Genomic DNA, 14,421 nt, shown 5'->3' on the forward strand with positions numbered 1-14,421 from the left:
CAGAAATCAACTGGCGGGCCTGAGCCAATGTTCGGGGATCTCGGTCTGGAGCGTGTCGGTGGCGGTACCGGTATAGCCGTGCCACAGCTGGGACATGTTGAAACGCACCACATAGAACCATTCCGGCGGTGCGTCTGGGCGATCCCAGGTCTCGTCCTCGGCGGCCGGGCTCTCATAGGCCACCGCCGCGATCTCGCCGGAGGCGCCGCGGACGTATTCCGGTGTGCGGGTGTAGAACAGCACCGGTAGCTCGTCGCGGACCACCACCCGGTCACCGACTCCGAACGCGGGGGTCCCGGCCAGTCCGGCGTAGACCTGCGGGTCACCCTTACCGACCGCGTGCAGGTGGTGGCTGTTGCGCTTGACCACGGACCCGTCACCTTCGAACCTCGGCTGAGCCTCGACGGCGCGGCCGTTGAGACCACCTGCGTAGCGGGCCTTGACCTCGGCCATCCGCTCGGTGAGTTCGGTGAGGCCGATGTGGTGCTTCTCCACCAGGATCCGCGCCACCGACAACAGCCAGCGCCCGTAGTACGGAAGTCCCAGATATTCGGCGCGCCCGACGTCGACATTGCCGATCCGGCGCCGCTCCTCGGACAGCCAGATACCGCGCCAGGCCAGCACCTCGCAGATCACGTAGGTGAGTTCCTCCCACGCCTCGTACTGCTTGTTCTCGTACTTCATCGGGGCGTCCGGTTCACCACCCACATCGTGGACCGGCTTGAGATAGGCGGCGATGTGCTCGTGGTCGAGCAGATCAGGTGTGGGAGCGTCCGGCAGTTCGGGATAGGACGACCTGAGCCGGGCGACGAGTTCCAGCTGGGTGGCGCGCTGCGCGGGAGTACTCATGGGACGTCCTCGGGCTCCACTGGGATGGGCCCATCGACCATAACCCGCACGTGGAGGCGGCGCCCCCAAAACCGGCGAAGGAGTTTGCTAGCCGCGGCGGCGCTGGCGGGCGATCTCGGCGAGCACCACACCGGCGGCCACCGAGGCGTTCAGTGATTCGGTGGGCCCGGCCATCGGGATCGAGACGATCGCGTCGCAGTTCTCCCGTACCAGCCGGGACAGCCCCTTGCCCTCGGAGCCCACCACGACCACCATCGGCCCGGAGGCATCCAGCTGGTCCAGTTCGGTGTCACCCTTGGCGTCCAGACCGACGACCTGCAGGCCGGCGTCCGACCAGCTGTTCAGGGTCCGGTTCAAGTTCGTCGCCCGTGAGACCGGAAGGCGTGCCGCCGCACCGGCACTCGTCCGCCAGGCCACCGCGGTGACCGATGCCGAGCGACGCTGCGGGATGACCACACCGTGCCCACCGAACGCCGCGACCGAGCGCACGATGGCACCGAGATTGCGGGGGTCGGAGATGTTGTCCAACGCCACCAGCAGGGCCGGGATGCTGTCGCGTTGGGCGGCCTTGAGCAGATCATCGGGGTGGGTGTACGAGTAGGGCGGCACCTGAAGCGCGAGGCCCTGGTGCAGCCCGTTGCTGGCGATCCGGTCCAGGTCGTGCTTCTGCACCTCCAGGATCGAGATGCCGGAATCGGCGGCGCGCTGCACGGATTCGGTGATCCGCTCATCGGCGTCCACTCCGAGCATCACCCACAGAGCGGTGGCGGGCACGCCGGCGCGCAGACACTCCACCACGGGGTTGCGCCCGAGCACGACCTCGGTCTCGTCGGTCTTGCGGTGTCGGCCCTGCGCCGCGCGCGCTGCCTTGGCGGCCTTCTTGGCGGCGGGATGATGCGGCCGGTCCTTCGCCGCCGGCGTGGCCTTTTTGCCTTCCAGCCCGCGCCGCCGCACTCCACCGGAGCCCACCACCGGGCCCTTCTTGGTGCCCTCTTTGCGGATGGCGCCGCGGCGCTGTGAGTTTCCGGCCATCAGTTTGTATTCCCGTCGCTTCGCTCGCCCTGGCGATCTCCCTCGACCAGCGACCACTGGGGCCCGTCTGCGGTGTCGGTGACCTCGATGCCGGCCTCTTTGAGCCGGTCCCTTATCGCGTCTGCGGCGGCCCAGTCGCGCTTCTCGCGCGCCTCGGCGCGCCCGGCAAGTGCCCAGTGCACCAACACATCCACGGCGGCCAGCGCGGCAGAGGTCTCGTCCCGGGACTCCCAGCGCTCATCGAGCGGGTCGCAGCCGAGGATGCCCATCATGGCCCGGATCGACCGAGCCGCGGTCATCGCGCCGTCGTGGTCACCGGCGTCGAGCGCCCGGTTACCCTCCGCGCGGGCGGTGTGCACCTCGGCCAGCGCGATCGGCACCGCCAGATCGTCGTCGAGGGCCGCTTCGAACTTGTCGGTCCAGGTGCCCGGTTCCACCGTGCCGACGCGGTTGCGCACCCGGTGCAGGAACTCCTCGATGCCGGTATACGCCTTGGCCGCATCGGTCAGCGCGTTCTCGGAGAACTCCAGCATCGAACGGTAGTGCGCGCTGCCCAGGTAGTAACGCAGCTCCGCGGCCCGGACCCGTTGCAGCACAGCGGGAATCGCGAGCACATTGCCCAGCGATTTGCTCATCTTCTCGCCGCCCATGGTGACCCAGCCGTTGTGCAGCCAGTACCGGGCGAATCCGTCGCCGGCGGCCTCGGCCTGGGCGATCTCGTTCTCGTGGTGCGGGAACACCAGGTCCATGCCGCCGGCGTGGATGTCGAACTCCGCACCCAGGTACGCCTCGCACATGGCCACGCATTCGGTGTGCCAACCGGGGCGGCCCGGTCCCCACGGCGTCGGCCACGACGGTTCGCCCGGCTTCGCGCCCTTCCACAGCGTGAAATCGCGCGGATCACGCTTGCCCGTGGCGGCACCCTCGCCCTGGTGCACATCGTCGATGCGGTGCCCGGAGAGCTTGCCGTATTCGGGCAGGCTGAGCACGTCGAAGTAGACGTCCCCACCGCCCTCGTAGGCATGGCCGCGCTGGATCATCCGCTCGATCAGTTCGACCATCTGGGTGATGTGCCCGGTGGCTCGTGGCTCGACCGAGGGTGGCAGCACCCCCAGCGCCTCGTAGGCGGCGGTGAAGGCGCGCTCGTAGGTCGCCGCCCATTCCCACCACGGGCGGCCCGCGTCGGCGGCCTTGTTGAGAATCTTGTCGTCGATATCGGTGACGTTGCGGACGAACGCGACGTCGAATCCCTTGGCGGTCAACCACCGCCGCAGCACGTCGAAGGCCACACCGCTGCGCACATGTCCGATATGGGGTTGCCCCTGGACGGTGGCACCACACAGATAGATCGAGGCGTGGCCGGGGCGCAACGGCACGAAGTCACGAACGGCGCCCGCCATCGTGTCGTAAAGCCGCAGTCCAGTCACGACGTGCCAGCTTACCGGCCTTCTGGCGGCAGCCGCACCAGCCTCGTGGCGTTAACGTTGCGGACCGGCGACAAGAGCGGTCGCGATGGCCGCCAGACCCTCACCGCGACCGGTCAGACCGAGTCCGTCGGTGGTGGTGGCCGACACCGAAACCGGCGCGCCGAGCAGTTCCGAGAGCAGGTTCTGGGCCTCGGTGCGGCGCGGCCCGATCTTGGGTCGGTTGCCGATCACCTGCACGGCGGCATTGCCCACCCGGAAACCCTCGGCCGCCAGCAGACCGTGGACGTGGCGGAGCATGTCCGCGCCGCCCACACCGTGCCACTGGGGTTGATCGGTACCGAACACGGCACCGAGATCGCCGAGGCCGGCCGCGCTCAGCAGCGCATCGCACAATGCATGAGCGGCGACGTCACCGTCAGAATGACCGGCGCAGCCGTCGGCCTCGTCGAACAACAGGCAGAGCAACCAACACGGCCGCCCGGCCTCGATGGGATGAACGTCGGTCCCGAGACCGACGCGCAGATCCGTCACATTGTCGCTTCGTGACGGCTAGGACGCTGCCGCAAGCGCCTCTTCGAGAATGATCTCGGCCTTGGCGTCGACGGTGTTCTCGGCGAGCGCGAGCTCACCGACGAGGATCTGGCGAGCCTTGGCCAGCATGCGCTTCTCGCCTGCGGACAGTCCGCGCTCCTGGTCCCGACGCCACAGGTCACGAACCACCTCGGCGACCTTGTTCACGTCGCCGGAAGCAAGCTTCTCCAGGTTCGCCTTGTACCGGCGCGACCAGTTGGTCGGCTCCTCGGTGTGCGGAGCACGCAGCACCTGGAAGACCTTGTCCAGGCCCTCTTGTCCGACCACATCACGCACACCGACGTACTCGGCGTTGTCAGCGGGGACACGAACAGTGAGATCTCCCTGCGAAACCTTCAGGACGAGATACTCTCTCTGCTCGCCCTTGATGGTTCGGGTTTCGATCGCCTCGATTAACGCCGCACCGTGGTGTGGATAGACAACGGTGTCTCCGACCTTGAAAATCATCAGTTTCGAGCCCCTTTCACCGCTCAATGTTAGCACGGAGCCCGGACACGCGCGGAACAACAATGCAGGTCAGGGGCATCGGCGACGAAGACTAGGGGTTGACACCGTGGCGGATACATGCACGTCGACGGCTGTCTTGGCGCCCAGTTCGGGGCCCGCCACGGCCCTGAGAAGCCCTCGGGTACCGCGCGCAATCAGCACCTACTACAGTGCATAGTCGAATCCGTCCGGTTGAGCAGGAGGCTCCAGTGGTCGCAGTGAACCGCTCCAATGTGCGCGCGTCCCGCCTGGCCGCCGGCGCCCTGATCGCCGGCCTCGCCCTCACCGGCTGCAGCGCCGGTCAGGTGTCCCAGAGCGCCAATCAGGAACCCGCCGTCAACGGCACCGTCGGCACCGTGGGCGACATCGCGCTGCGCAACGTGTTCCTGCGTGCGCCGCAGACCACCGACTACGTGCAGCCCGGCACCGATGTCGAACTCATCTTCGCGGCCGCCAACAACTCCGCGGACGTCGACGACACGTTGGTGTCGATCACCTCCGATGTCGGCACGGTGACCCTCACCGGCGACGCGGAGATCCCGGCCAGCGGCCTGCTGCTGGTCGGCGATCCCGACGGCCACGACGCGCTGGGCGCGGTCGAGCGCGAGGACGAGGTCCAGGCACAGGTCACGCTCACCGAGCCGATCTCCAACGGGCTCACCTACGACTTCACCTTCACCTTCGAGCGTGCCGGCGCCACCACGTTCACGGTGCCGATCTCGGCCGGCGAGGTGGCACGCCGCGACGGTGAGCCCGTCGTCGGCGGCGGACACGACACGGGTGGGCACTGACCTGACGATCTGACCGGTTTGTCGGGGGGAACCGATACCGTTCACAGCGTGGCTTCGAAAGTACGTTCGCAATACCGATGTTCGGAATGCAGTCATGTCCTGCCCAAATGGGTCGGGCGCTGCCCGGACTGCGGTACCTGGGGCACCGTCAACGAAGTCGCCGCGCTCACCGCACTGAACGGCAGTTCCACCCGGCGCGCCGTCGCGCCGTCCTCCCCCGCGGTTCCGATCACGACAATCGACCCGGGCGTCACCAGGCACTTCCCCACCGGGGTGGGCGAACTCGACCGGGTGCTCGGCGGCGGGCTGGTGCCCGGCTCGGTGACCCTGCTGGCCGGCGATCCGGGGGTGGGCAAGTCGACCCTGCTGCTGGAGGTCGCGCATCGCTGGGCCAGCAGAGGCCGGCGCGCGCTCTACCTGTCCGGTGAGGAATCGGCCGGGCAGATCCGGTTGCGGGCCGAACGCACCGGGTGCACACACGACGAGATGTATCTGGCCGCCGAATCCGATCTGCAGACCGCGCTCGGCCATATCGAGGCGGTCAAGCCCACCCTGGTGGTGGTCGACTCGGTGCAGACCATGTCCAGCTCCGAATCCGACGGGGTCACCGGCGGGGTCACCCAGGTGCGGGCGGTCACCACGGCGCTGACGTCCTACGCCAAGATGGCCCGCGCGGCCGACGGTGTCGCCCTGCTGCTGGTCGGCCATGTCACCAAGGACGGTGCCATCGCCGGCCCACGCTCACTGGAGCACCTCGTCGACGTCGTGCTGCACTTCGAAGGCGACCGCGCCTCGGCCCTGCGCATGGTGCGTGGGGTGAAGAACCGATTCGGCGCATCAGATGAGGTCGGCTGTTTCCTGTTGCACGACAACGGGATCGAATGTGTGGAAGACCCGTCGGGGCTGTTCCGGGATCAGCGCCCGGCCCCGGTGCCGGGCACCGCTGTCACGGTGACGATGGACGGCAAACGGCCGCTGCTCGGCGAGGTACAGGCTTTGATCGGCAACGTGGCGCAGGGCACCCCGCGGCGCGCCGTCAGCGGTATCGACTCCGCCCGTGCCGCGATGATCACCGCGGTGCTGGAGAAGCGGACCGGCCTGAAACTCGGGCAGCACGACATCTACCTGTCCACCGTGGGCGGTATGCGCCTGACCGACCCGTCCGCCGACCTGGCGGTGGCCATGGCCATCGCATCGGCGCAGCTCGATCACCCGCTGTCGGCGACGGCGATCGCCATCGGCGAAGTGGGCCTGGCCGGGGATCTGCGCCGGGTCAGCGGCATGGACCGCAGACTCGCCGAGGCGGCCCGGCTGGGCTTCACCGACGCGATCGTGCCGCCCGGGGTCAAGGATGTCCCGGCCGGTCTGCGGCTGACCACCGCGGACAACATCGGCACGGCATTGCGGGCACTCCGGTCGATCGACAACAATGGCGGCCGATCCTAGGAGGCGCGATGGCGGTGAAGTCCAGGGGCAGCCGGAATGTGGTGCATCTGGCCCGCCCCACGTTGCGCGAGACGCTCGGCAGGCTCGCGCCGGGCACCGACCTGCGCGACGGCCTGGAACGGATCCTGCGGGGGCGCACCGGTGCGCTGATCGTGCTCGGCTATGACGACAGCGTCGAGGCCATCTGCGACGGCGGCTTCAACCTCGACGTCCGGTACGCGCCCACCAAACTCCGCGAGTTGTCCAAGATGGACGGCGCGGTGGTTCTCTCCAGCGACGGCTCCCGCATCCTCAAGGCCAATGTGCAGCTGGTGCCCGACCCGTCGATCCCCACCGACGAATCCGGCACCCGGCACCGCTCCGCGGAGCGCGCGGCCGTGCAGACCGGCTACCCGGTCATCTCGGTCAGCCACTCGATGAGCATCGTCACGGTGTACGCCGCCGGGGAGCGGCACGTGGTGCCCGACACCCCGACCATCCTGTCCCGGGCCAACCAGACCATCGCGACGCTGGAGCGTTACAAGTCCCGTCTCGATGAGGTGAACCGGCAGCTGTCCACCGCGGAGATCGAGGACTTCGTGACGCTGCGCGACGTGATGACGGTCGCCCAGCGCCTGGAGATGGTCCGCCGGATCAGCCTGGAAATCGACGCAGACGTCGTCGAACTGGGCACCGACGGCCGCCAGCTCAAGCTGCAACTGGAGGAACTCGTCGGCGGCAATGACACCGCCCGCGAGCTCATCATGCGCGACTATCACGCCAATCCGGATCCGCCGAGTGCTGCCCAGGTGAGCGCCACGCTGGAGGAACTGGACGCACTGTCGGACAATGAGTTGCTCGACTTCACCGCGCTGGCAAGGGTTTTCGGTTATCCGTCGACCATCGAGGCGCAGGACTCGGCAATGAGTTCACGCGGCTATCGGGCGATGGCGGGCATCCCGCGGCTGCAGTTCGCCCATGTCGATCTGCTGGTGCGGTCGTTCGGATCCCTGCAGGGCGTGCTCGCGGCCAGTGCCACCGACCTGCAATCGGTGGACGGTATCGGCTCGATGTGGGCCCGCCACATCAGGGAGGGCCTGTCCCAGCTGGCCGAGTCGACGATCGCCGACCAGCTGGCCTGAGAGCCGTGTCAGCCCGGCGCCTGCCCGCCACCCTCGTGCGGCTGGGCTTCCGCGGGAGGCGGCGCGTCGGCCGGTGGCGCCGGGGCCGCTTCGGACAGGACGAACGGCACCGAAGCCGACCGCAGGTTGCCGAGCTGAACCAGCAGGTTGTAGGTGCCCGGGCCGATCGGCTGCCGGGGCAGCGGGCAGTTCGGGGCCGAGTCCATTCCGGTCCAGGTGACCTCGGTGGTCACCTGCTCGCCCGGGTTGAACGTCTTGACCAGCGTCTCGTTGGACGGCGCGCAGTCCAGGTTCGACCACAGCCGGTTGTTGTCCAGGGAATACACGTAGGCGGCCAGCACGGCGGCCCCGACATCACGCTGGCAGGCCACCAGCCCGATATTGGTGACCACCATGGTGAACTTCGGCTGATCGCCCATCACATAGTCGGGGGCGCTGGTGATGCCCTTGACCGCCAAAGTGGAGTCCGGGCAGTCATCGCCCTCCTGCAAGACCGGCGGCGGAACGACCGCGGTGGTCGGCGTCGGCACCGGCGGCGGGGCCTGCGCGGCGGGGGGAACGACCGGGGTCTTCACCCCGGGCTCCTCCCCCGGCAACGGCGTGGGGGCCGGCGCGGCCTCGGTGTTGGCCGACGGATCAGCGGTGGCACCGTCGGATCCGGTGCTGTTGGCGACCACGACCGCCACGATGGCGGCGACGATGACGATCACCAGCACTGCGACACCTATCGCCAGCGCCCTGCGGCGCCGGTAGATCTCCGGTGGCAGCTGGCGCGGGGGCTCGGTGTCTAGCACGACCTCAACGGTAAGCCGCGGTCACCTGTAGTCGTTCGAGGCGTGTCGGCGTGTCGGGTGTGGTATCGGTCAGGCTTCGCCGATATCGCCCAAGTGCTGGCGCAGCGCCACCCGGCCATCGGCCAGATGGTAGGTCAACCCCACGATCGCCAGGCTGCCCGCCTCGACCCGCTCTGCGATGACCGTCGAGCGGGCCAGCAGCTGTGCGCCGGTCTCCATGACATGGCGGGCCTCGAACTCGTCGACCCTGGTCAGACCGTCGCGGCGGCCCAGCAGGATCGATGGCATGACCCGCTCGACGATGTCACGGATGTAGCCACCGGGAATCTCACCCTCGTCGAGCGCGTTCAGCGTGGCCTTCACCGCGCCGCAGCTGTCGTGTCCCAGCACCGCGATCAGCGGCACGTTGAGCACACCGACCGCGTACTCGATGGAACCGAGGACCGCCGAGTCGATGACGTGACCGGCCGTGCGGACCACGAACATCTCGCCGAGACCCTGGTCGAAGATGAGCTCGGCCGCGACGCGGCTGTCACCGCAGCCGAACAGGACCGCGGTCGGCTTCTGCGCCTCGGTCAGCCGGGCACGGTCCTCGATCCCCTGGCTGGGATGCAGCGGCTTTCCGGCAACAAAACGCTCGTTACCCTCTTTGAGTGACTTCCACGCGGCGATGGGATTCGAGTTGGGCATGATCGGTATTGTGCCCGAGCCCGCTTTCGGTATCGACCCGGAGGAGCTGCTGGCCTGGTTCGAGGAGTCCGAACGCGATCTCCCGTGGCGGCGGCCCGAGGTCACCGCGTGGCAGATCCTGGTGAGCGAGTTCATGCTGCAGCAGACGCCGGTGAACCGGGTGGAGCCAATCTGGCTGGCCTGGGTTGCCCGCTGGCCGACGCCGTCGGCGACCGCGGCGGCCGGCCCGGCCGATGTGCTGCGAGCGTGGGGCAAGTTGGGCTATCCGCGCCGCGCCAAGCGTCTGCACGAGTGCGCGGTGACCATCGCGACCCATCACGGCGACGAGGTGCCCACCGATGTGGAGACCCTACTGACCCTGCCCGGCGTCGGGGCCTACACCGCAAGGGCCATCGCGTGTTTCGCCTATCGGCAGCGGGTCCCGGTGGTGGACACCAACGTCCGCCGGGTGGTGTCGCGGGTCACGCATGGCCTCGCCGAGGCGCCGGCCAGCACCCGCGATCTTCGAGGAGGTGGCCGCGCTGTTGCCCGACGGCGATGCGGCGCCGCGCTTCTCGGCGGCCCTGATGGAACTCGGGGCCATCGTCTGCACCGCACGCTCCCCCAAATGCGGGCTGTGCCCGCTGAGCGCCTGCCGCTGGCGCAGCGCGGGATATCCGGCCGCGTCCACACCGGCCCGAAGGGTGCAGCGCTACGCCGGCACCGACCGGCAGTGCCGCGGACGACTGCTCGATGTGTTGCGCGCCAGCACCGCTCCGGTCACCCGGGCGCAGTTGGATGTGGTGTGGCTTTCCGACACCGCGCAGCGCGACCGGGCGCTGGACTCGCTGCTGGTCGACGGCCTGGTCGAGCAGACGGCGGCGGGCCTGTTCGCGCTCGCGGGTGAAGGCGGTTAAGCGGTCGCCTCGCAGGCATCGTCACAGGAGAAGCGGCGCCGGTAATCCGATGGCGTCACGCCGATGATGCGCCGGAAGTGGTGGCGCAGCAGCGTCGCGGTGCCGAACCCGCAGCGGTCGGCCACCCGGTCGATGTCCAGGTCGGTCTCCTCGAGCAGGCGTCGCGCATACAGCACCCGCTGATCGGTCACCCACTGCATCGGGGTGCGCCCGGTCTCGTCGACGAACCGCCGGGCAAAGGTGCGCGCCGACATGTTGGCGCGGGCCGCGAGACTGGCCACGGTGTGCGGCTTGTCGAGGTTGGCCAGAATCCAATCTAGCTGCGGGGCAAATCCTTCCGAGTAGCGCACCGGAATCGGCTGATCGATGTACTGACGCTGGCCGCCGTCTCGCTGGGGTGGCACCACCATCCGCCGGGCGATCTTGTTGGTGATCTCGGCGCCGAGTTCACGGCGTACCAGGTGCAGGCAGGCGTCGATGCCCGCGGCGGTTCCCGCACTGGTGATGAGGTTCCCGTCGTCGACGAACAGCACATTGCGGTCCACTCGCGCGGTCGGATGGGCGGTGGCCAGATCGTCGGCGTGCATCCAGTGGGTGGTGCAGGGCCGGCCGTCCAACAGGCCCGCCGCGCCGGCCAGGAAGGCGCCGGAACAGACGGTCAGAACGGTCGAGCCGGAATCGACGGCCTTGCGTACCGCGGCCAGCGCCTCGGGTGAGTAGTCGGTTCCGCTGATCGCCGGAATGGCCACCAGGTCGGCGCCGATCAGGTCGTCGAGCCCGTGGTCCGGGGTCAGGGTCGCGCCGACCGCGGTGCGGATCGGCCGGCCGGCCTCGGGCCCGCACACCCTGAAATCGAAGTTGGGCACACCGTCGGAGGAGCGGTCGATGCCGAACACCTCGCAGATCACGCCGAACTCGAAAATCGCTAGACCGTCCAGCACCAGCACCGATACGCTCGATATCGCCATGGCAGCATTTTATCTCAACGTGTCATTCCTGCCACTGTTGGCTGGATATTCATCAACGGAGAATTACTGCCATGACTACTCCACTGACCTACCTCGCTCTGGTCGCCGTGCTGCTGGCACCGTTCGCGCTCACCTGGGCGCTGAGCCGTATCGCCCGCCGCACCGGGATCCTGCGGCTGTCCCTCGATCAGTTCCGTCCCGCCGCACCGTTCGTCGGTCGACTGGTGAGCAGCGACAACAGCCTCGACCGTGACGGCCTGCGTGCCGCGCACGACCTCGACGCCATCCGCACCCGCTTCGAGCAGCAGCCAACCTGGCCGGCGTCAAGCGCCTCGGGCGAACGCCGCTAGGAACGACTCCACGGCCTCGCGGTAGAGCTCCGGCGCATCATCGTGGATCAGGTGTCCCGCACCTGGAGCGTTCAGATAGGTCGTCCGGTAACCGGTCTCGTGCATCCTGCGCATCTGCCCGGGAGGCGCGACGGTGCCGCCGGCCTCCAGCAGCAGCACCGGCGCCCGCACCGCCTCCCACTGCGCCCAGTAATCGCGGGTGCCCCATTGCGCGGCGATCTCGATCCAGCGGGCAGGGTGACCATGCAGTCGCCAACCGGACTCGATCCGGTCGAACGCCTCCAGGAAGTACTGCCCGGCGACCGGCCCGAACTCCTGATAGACCTGCTCGGCGGAGTCGAACTCGACGGGCAGCGCGTGCAGCCACGGCTCCCAGGGGCCGGTGGTCCGGCCCCTGAAATCCGGCGCCATGTCCTCGACCACCACCGCGCTCACCAGATCCGGTCGCTCGGCCGCCAGGCACCAGGAGTGCAGCCCGCCCATCGAATGCCCGATCAGCGTCACCGGGCGCCCCAGCGAGTCCACCGCCGCCCCGAGATCCTCGACGAAACGCTCGGTGCTGATCGGGTACGGATCGCTGACATCGCGGCCGCGGTGCCAGGGCGCGTCATAGGTGTAGACCGGGCCGAATCGGGTGAGCCACGGCAGCTGCCGCGACCACGTGCTGCCGCGCCCCATCAGGCCGTGCACCAGGACGAGAGGTTCGCCACCGGCATCCTCGGGGCCGCCGCGGGACGTGAGCGAAACGCTGCGCATGCCGCCATCCTGCCGCGACCGGGTCCGGGTAGCCTGAAGCGCATGCCCGTCGTGAAGATCAATGCCATCGAGGTACCGGCCGACGCAGGCCCTGAGCTGGAGAAGCGGTTCGCCCATCGCGCACACGCGGTGGACAACCAGCCCGGCTTCCTCGGCTTCCAGCTGCTGCGTCCGGTCAAGGGCGAGAACCGCTACTTCGTGGTCACCCAGTGGGAGTCCGACGAGGCATTCGAGGCGTGGGCCAAGGGCCCGGCCGCGGAAGCCCACGCCGGGCAGCAGGCCAAGCCGGTTTCGACCGGCGCCTCGCTGCTGGAGTTCGAGGTTGTGTTGGACGTTGCGGGGACTGGCAAGTAGCACGCAGCGGCGCGCGCTCGGTGTCGGCGCGCTGGCCACCGCCGTCGTTCTGCTGGCCTCCAGCTGCGGGCAGACCGGGCCTCCGGTCGCCGACGCGGCGTACGGCATGCACATCGACACCAACACCCCGCAGGGGCTGCGCGCCAAACAGCTGCTGGACATGGTCAATTCCGACTGGCCGATCGGCACCGTCACCGTCGGGACGCTGGCCGTGCCCGACATGGTCGAACCGGTCGGGGCGGCCATGGACCGGCTGTGGGCCGATCGCCCCATCACCGTCACCGCCATATCCCTGGGGGCCGGGCAGGCCACGCTGCACGTGCGGAACTCCTACAGCGTCGGGCAAACCATCACGATGCGCACCGGTGACACCGGCCTGGTCGACCGCTTCGAGGTCGACATCGACAAGCCGGACATCCGGCAGTGGCCAGATATCGACGCCGAGATCGCCGAATCGGGCGCCGGCTACGCGTACCAGGTGTCCAAGGTGTCCGGCGGTGAGTGCACCCGGGTGGCCGGCACCGACGCCGACCGGTCGATGCCACTCGCCTCCATCTTCAAGCTCTACGTGTTGCTCGCGGTCGCCGAGGCCGTCAACGACGGCACCATGACATGGAGCGAACCGCTGACGATCACCGCGGCGAACAAGGCGGTCGGCTCCGCCGGCTTCAACGATCTGGAACCGGGCGCCAGAGTTTCGGTGAAAGATGCTGCCCAACAGATGATTTCGGCCAGCGACAATATGGCCACCGATATGCTGATGGCCCGCCTCGGTCCCGGCGCCGTCGAGCGCGCCCTGGTGACAGCCGGCCACCACGACCCGTCGTCCATGACTCCGTTCCCCAGCACCTACGAACTGTTCGCCATCGGCTGGGGTAAGCCCGATGTCCGTGAAGAGTGGAGGACGGCCTCGCCGGCACACCGGGCCGAGATGCTCGCGCACACCAGAGCCGTTCCCTACGAACCTGATCCGATGCTCAACCGCACGCCGGCATCACCGTATGGCATCGAGTGGTACGGCACCCCGATGGATATCTGCCGGGTCCACGCCGCACTTCAGGTTGCCGCCCACGGACCGGCCGCACCGGTGCGCGACATTCTGTCCGCCACGCCCGGTATCGAACTCGACGGCTCGAAATGGCGCTACGTGGGCGCCAAGGGCGGCAACCTACCGGGCGATCTCACCTTCAGCTGGTACGCCGAGGACCACACCGGGCAGGGCTGGGTGGTGAGCTATCAGCTCAACTGGCCGAAGTATCGCAGCCTGACCGCGGCAACATGGCTGCTGTCGATCGCCACGCAGTCGTTCGGTCTCATCCCGTTGACCTGAGCGTCCAGATGTGCCCACGGTAGTGCATGCGGGTGACGCCGACGGGCTCGATATCGATGCGCCAGAACGACTTCGGCGGGGCATTCAGGACGTGCACGATGGCCGACCGGATGACGGCCGGGTGTGTCACGGCCAGCATGCGTCCGCGCCGTAGCGCAACGGAGTCCATCCAGTCCCCGACCCGCCGGCACAGGGTGAGGACCGATTCCCCGCCGTGCGGGGCGGCCGTCGGGTCGGTGAGCCAGGCGGTCATCTCGACGGGGCCGACACCGTCGAGTGCCGATCCGCGCCAGCGGCCATGATCGAGATCGGCGAGGCTCGACTCGATGACGGCGGGCACGCCCAACAGCGCGGCGGTCTGCACCACTCGCTGCTCCGGTCCGCAGAACGCCTCGTCGAACGTTCCGAGATCGCGACAGCCGCCGACCTGACGGCGTCCCAGATCATTGAGTGGTTCGTCGGTGGGGAAGCGCCCGGCTGCCATCGCATCGGTCATGCCGTGCGATACGAGGGTCAGCCGGACGACCTCACTCAAGCGTC

Annotated in this window: 16 protein-coding genes and 1 pseudogene; 7 read left to right on the forward strand and 10 right to left on the reverse strand. The window is 68.5% G+C overall.

What is annotated here, in order from left to right; genetic code table 11:
- Positions 1 to 6 precede the first annotated feature (6 nt).
- From C6A86_RS25640 to carD, 5 genes are all read right to left on the reverse strand, one after another.
- Positions 7 to 849, reverse strand: a complete 843-nt coding sequence (locus C6A86_RS25640; RefSeq protein ID WP_105365810.1) for an SH3-like domain-containing protein — start codon at positions 847 to 849, stop codon at positions 7 to 9.
- 87 nt (positions 850 to 936) lie between these two features.
- The gene (gene rlmB, locus C6A86_RS25645) at positions 937 to 1,881 is read right to left on the reverse strand and encodes a 23S rRNA (guanosine(2251)-2'-O)-methyltransferase RlmB (RefSeq protein ID WP_105365811.1); all 945 of its coding nucleotides are present in this window, start codon (positions 1,879 to 1,881) and stop codon (positions 937 to 939) included.
- Positions 1,881 to 3,281 (reverse strand): cysteine--tRNA ligase, encoded by a 1,401-nt coding sequence (gene cysS, locus C6A86_RS25650; protein WP_396835400.1) that lies wholly within the window; start codon positions 3,279 to 3,281, stop codon positions 1,881 to 1,883. Before cysS ends, rlmB begins: the two co-directional genes overlap by 1 nt.
- Positions 3,282 to 3,359: 78 nt before the next feature.
- Positions 3,360 to 3,839 carry a 2-C-methyl-D-erythritol 2,4-cyclodiphosphate synthase gene (ispF, locus tag C6A86_RS25655; protein WP_105361497.1) on the reverse strand — a complete coding sequence of 160 codons (480 nt, stop codon included), beginning with the start codon at positions 3,837 to 3,839 and terminating at the stop codon, positions 3,360 to 3,362.
- 18 nt (positions 3,840 to 3,857) lie between these two features.
- On the reverse strand, positions 3,858 to 4,346 hold the full coding sequence (gene carD / locus C6A86_RS25660; protein WP_057170837.1) for an RNA polymerase-binding transcription factor CarD: 489 nt from the start codon (positions 4,344 to 4,346) through the stop codon (positions 3,858 to 3,860).
- A gap of 248 nt (positions 4,347 to 4,594) precedes the next feature.
- Between carD and C6A86_RS25665 the strand changes: the two genes are divergently transcribed.
- Genes C6A86_RS25665 through disA form a run of 3 tightly spaced genes read left to right on the forward strand, consistent with a single transcriptional unit; the run spans position 4,595 to position 7,743 of the window.
- Positions 4,595 to 5,176, forward strand: coding sequence for a hypothetical protein (locus C6A86_RS25665; protein WP_105361498.1), 582 nt, complete (start codon positions 4,595 to 4,597; stop codon positions 5,174 to 5,176).
- A gap of 48 nt (positions 5,177 to 5,224) precedes the next feature.
- Complete coding sequence (radA, locus tag C6A86_RS25670) at positions 5,225 to 6,622, forward strand: DNA repair protein RadA (RefSeq protein WP_105361499.1); 1,398 nt, start codon at positions 5,225 to 5,227, stop codon at positions 6,620 to 6,622.
- Between the two features lie 41 nt (positions 6,623 to 6,663).
- Positions 6,664 to 7,743 carry a DNA integrity scanning diadenylate cyclase DisA gene (gene disA, locus C6A86_RS25675; RefSeq protein WP_234904603.1) on the forward strand — a complete coding sequence of 360 codons (1,080 nt, stop codon included), beginning with the start codon at positions 6,664 to 6,666 and terminating at the stop codon, positions 7,741 to 7,743.
- Positions 7,744 to 7,751: 8 nt separating this feature from the next.
- On the opposite strand, the gene C6A86_RS25680 is transcribed toward disA, so the two are convergent.
- Both C6A86_RS25680 and C6A86_RS25685 read right to left on the reverse strand, forming a co-directional pair.
- A complete protein-coding gene (locus C6A86_RS25680; protein WP_105362831.1) occupies positions 7,752 to 8,537 on the reverse strand; it encodes a hypothetical protein in 786 nt (261 codons plus the stop codon).
- A gap of 69 nt (positions 8,538 to 8,606) precedes the next feature.
- Positions 8,607 to 9,227 carry a carbonic anhydrase gene (locus tag C6A86_RS25685; protein WP_105362830.1) on the reverse strand — a complete coding sequence of 207 codons (621 nt, stop codon included), beginning with the start codon at positions 9,225 to 9,227 and terminating at the stop codon, positions 8,607 to 8,609.
- Between C6A86_RS25685 and C6A86_RS25690 the strand changes: the two are divergent.
- Positions 9,226 to 10,123: pseudogene (locus tag C6A86_RS25690) on the forward strand (A/G-specific adenine glycosylase). The gene C6A86_RS25685 and the pseudogene C6A86_RS25690 overlap by 2 nt on opposite strands.
- Here C6A86_RS25690 and C6A86_RS25695 read toward each other — a convergent pair.
- Entirely contained in the window at positions 10,120 to 11,091 is a 972-nt protein-coding gene (locus C6A86_RS25695) for a GlxA family transcriptional regulator (RefSeq protein ID WP_105362828.1), read from the reverse strand. The pseudogene C6A86_RS25690 and the gene C6A86_RS25695 sit on opposite strands and share 4 nt — an antisense overlap.
- A 71-nt stretch (positions 11,092 to 11,162) precedes the next feature.
- On the opposite strand from C6A86_RS25695, the gene C6A86_RS25700 reads away from it, so the two are divergent.
- Complete coding sequence (locus C6A86_RS25700) at positions 11,163 to 11,441, forward strand: hypothetical protein (RefSeq protein WP_105362827.1); 279 nt, start codon at positions 11,163 to 11,165, stop codon at positions 11,439 to 11,441.
- Here C6A86_RS25700 and C6A86_RS25705 read toward each other — a convergent pair.
- A complete protein-coding gene (locus C6A86_RS25705; RefSeq protein WP_105362826.1) occupies positions 11,415 to 12,197 on the reverse strand; it encodes an alpha/beta fold hydrolase in 783 nt (260 codons plus the stop codon). The genes C6A86_RS25700 and C6A86_RS25705 overlap by 27 nt on opposite strands.
- 42 nt (positions 12,198 to 12,239) lie before the next feature.
- Between C6A86_RS25705 and mhuD the strand changes: the two genes are divergently transcribed.
- Positions 12,240 to 12,551: a mycobilin-forming heme oxygenase MhuD gene (gene mhuD / locus C6A86_RS25710; protein WP_105362825.1), complete on the forward strand. Its 312-nt coding sequence runs from the start codon at positions 12,240 to 12,242 to the stop codon at positions 12,549 to 12,551.
- Entirely contained in the window at positions 12,532 to 13,881 is a 1,350-nt protein-coding gene (locus C6A86_RS25715; protein WP_396834282.1) for a serine hydrolase, read from the forward strand. Before mhuD ends, C6A86_RS25715 begins: the two co-directional genes overlap by 20 nt.
- Here the strand turns inward: C6A86_RS25715 and C6A86_RS25720 are convergent.
- Positions 13,865 to 14,416, reverse strand: a complete 552-nt coding sequence (locus C6A86_RS25720; protein ID WP_105362823.1) for a histidine phosphatase family protein — start codon at positions 14,414 to 14,416, stop codon at positions 13,865 to 13,867. The two genes, C6A86_RS25715 and C6A86_RS25720, sit on opposite strands and share 17 nt — an antisense overlap.
- Positions 14,417 to 14,421: the final 5 nt, after the last annotated feature.

It is taken from the genome of Mycobacterium sp. ITM-2016-00316, assembly GCF_002968335.2.
Taxonomy (GTDB): Bacteria; Actinomycetota; Actinomycetes; order Mycobacteriales; family Mycobacteriaceae; genus Mycobacterium.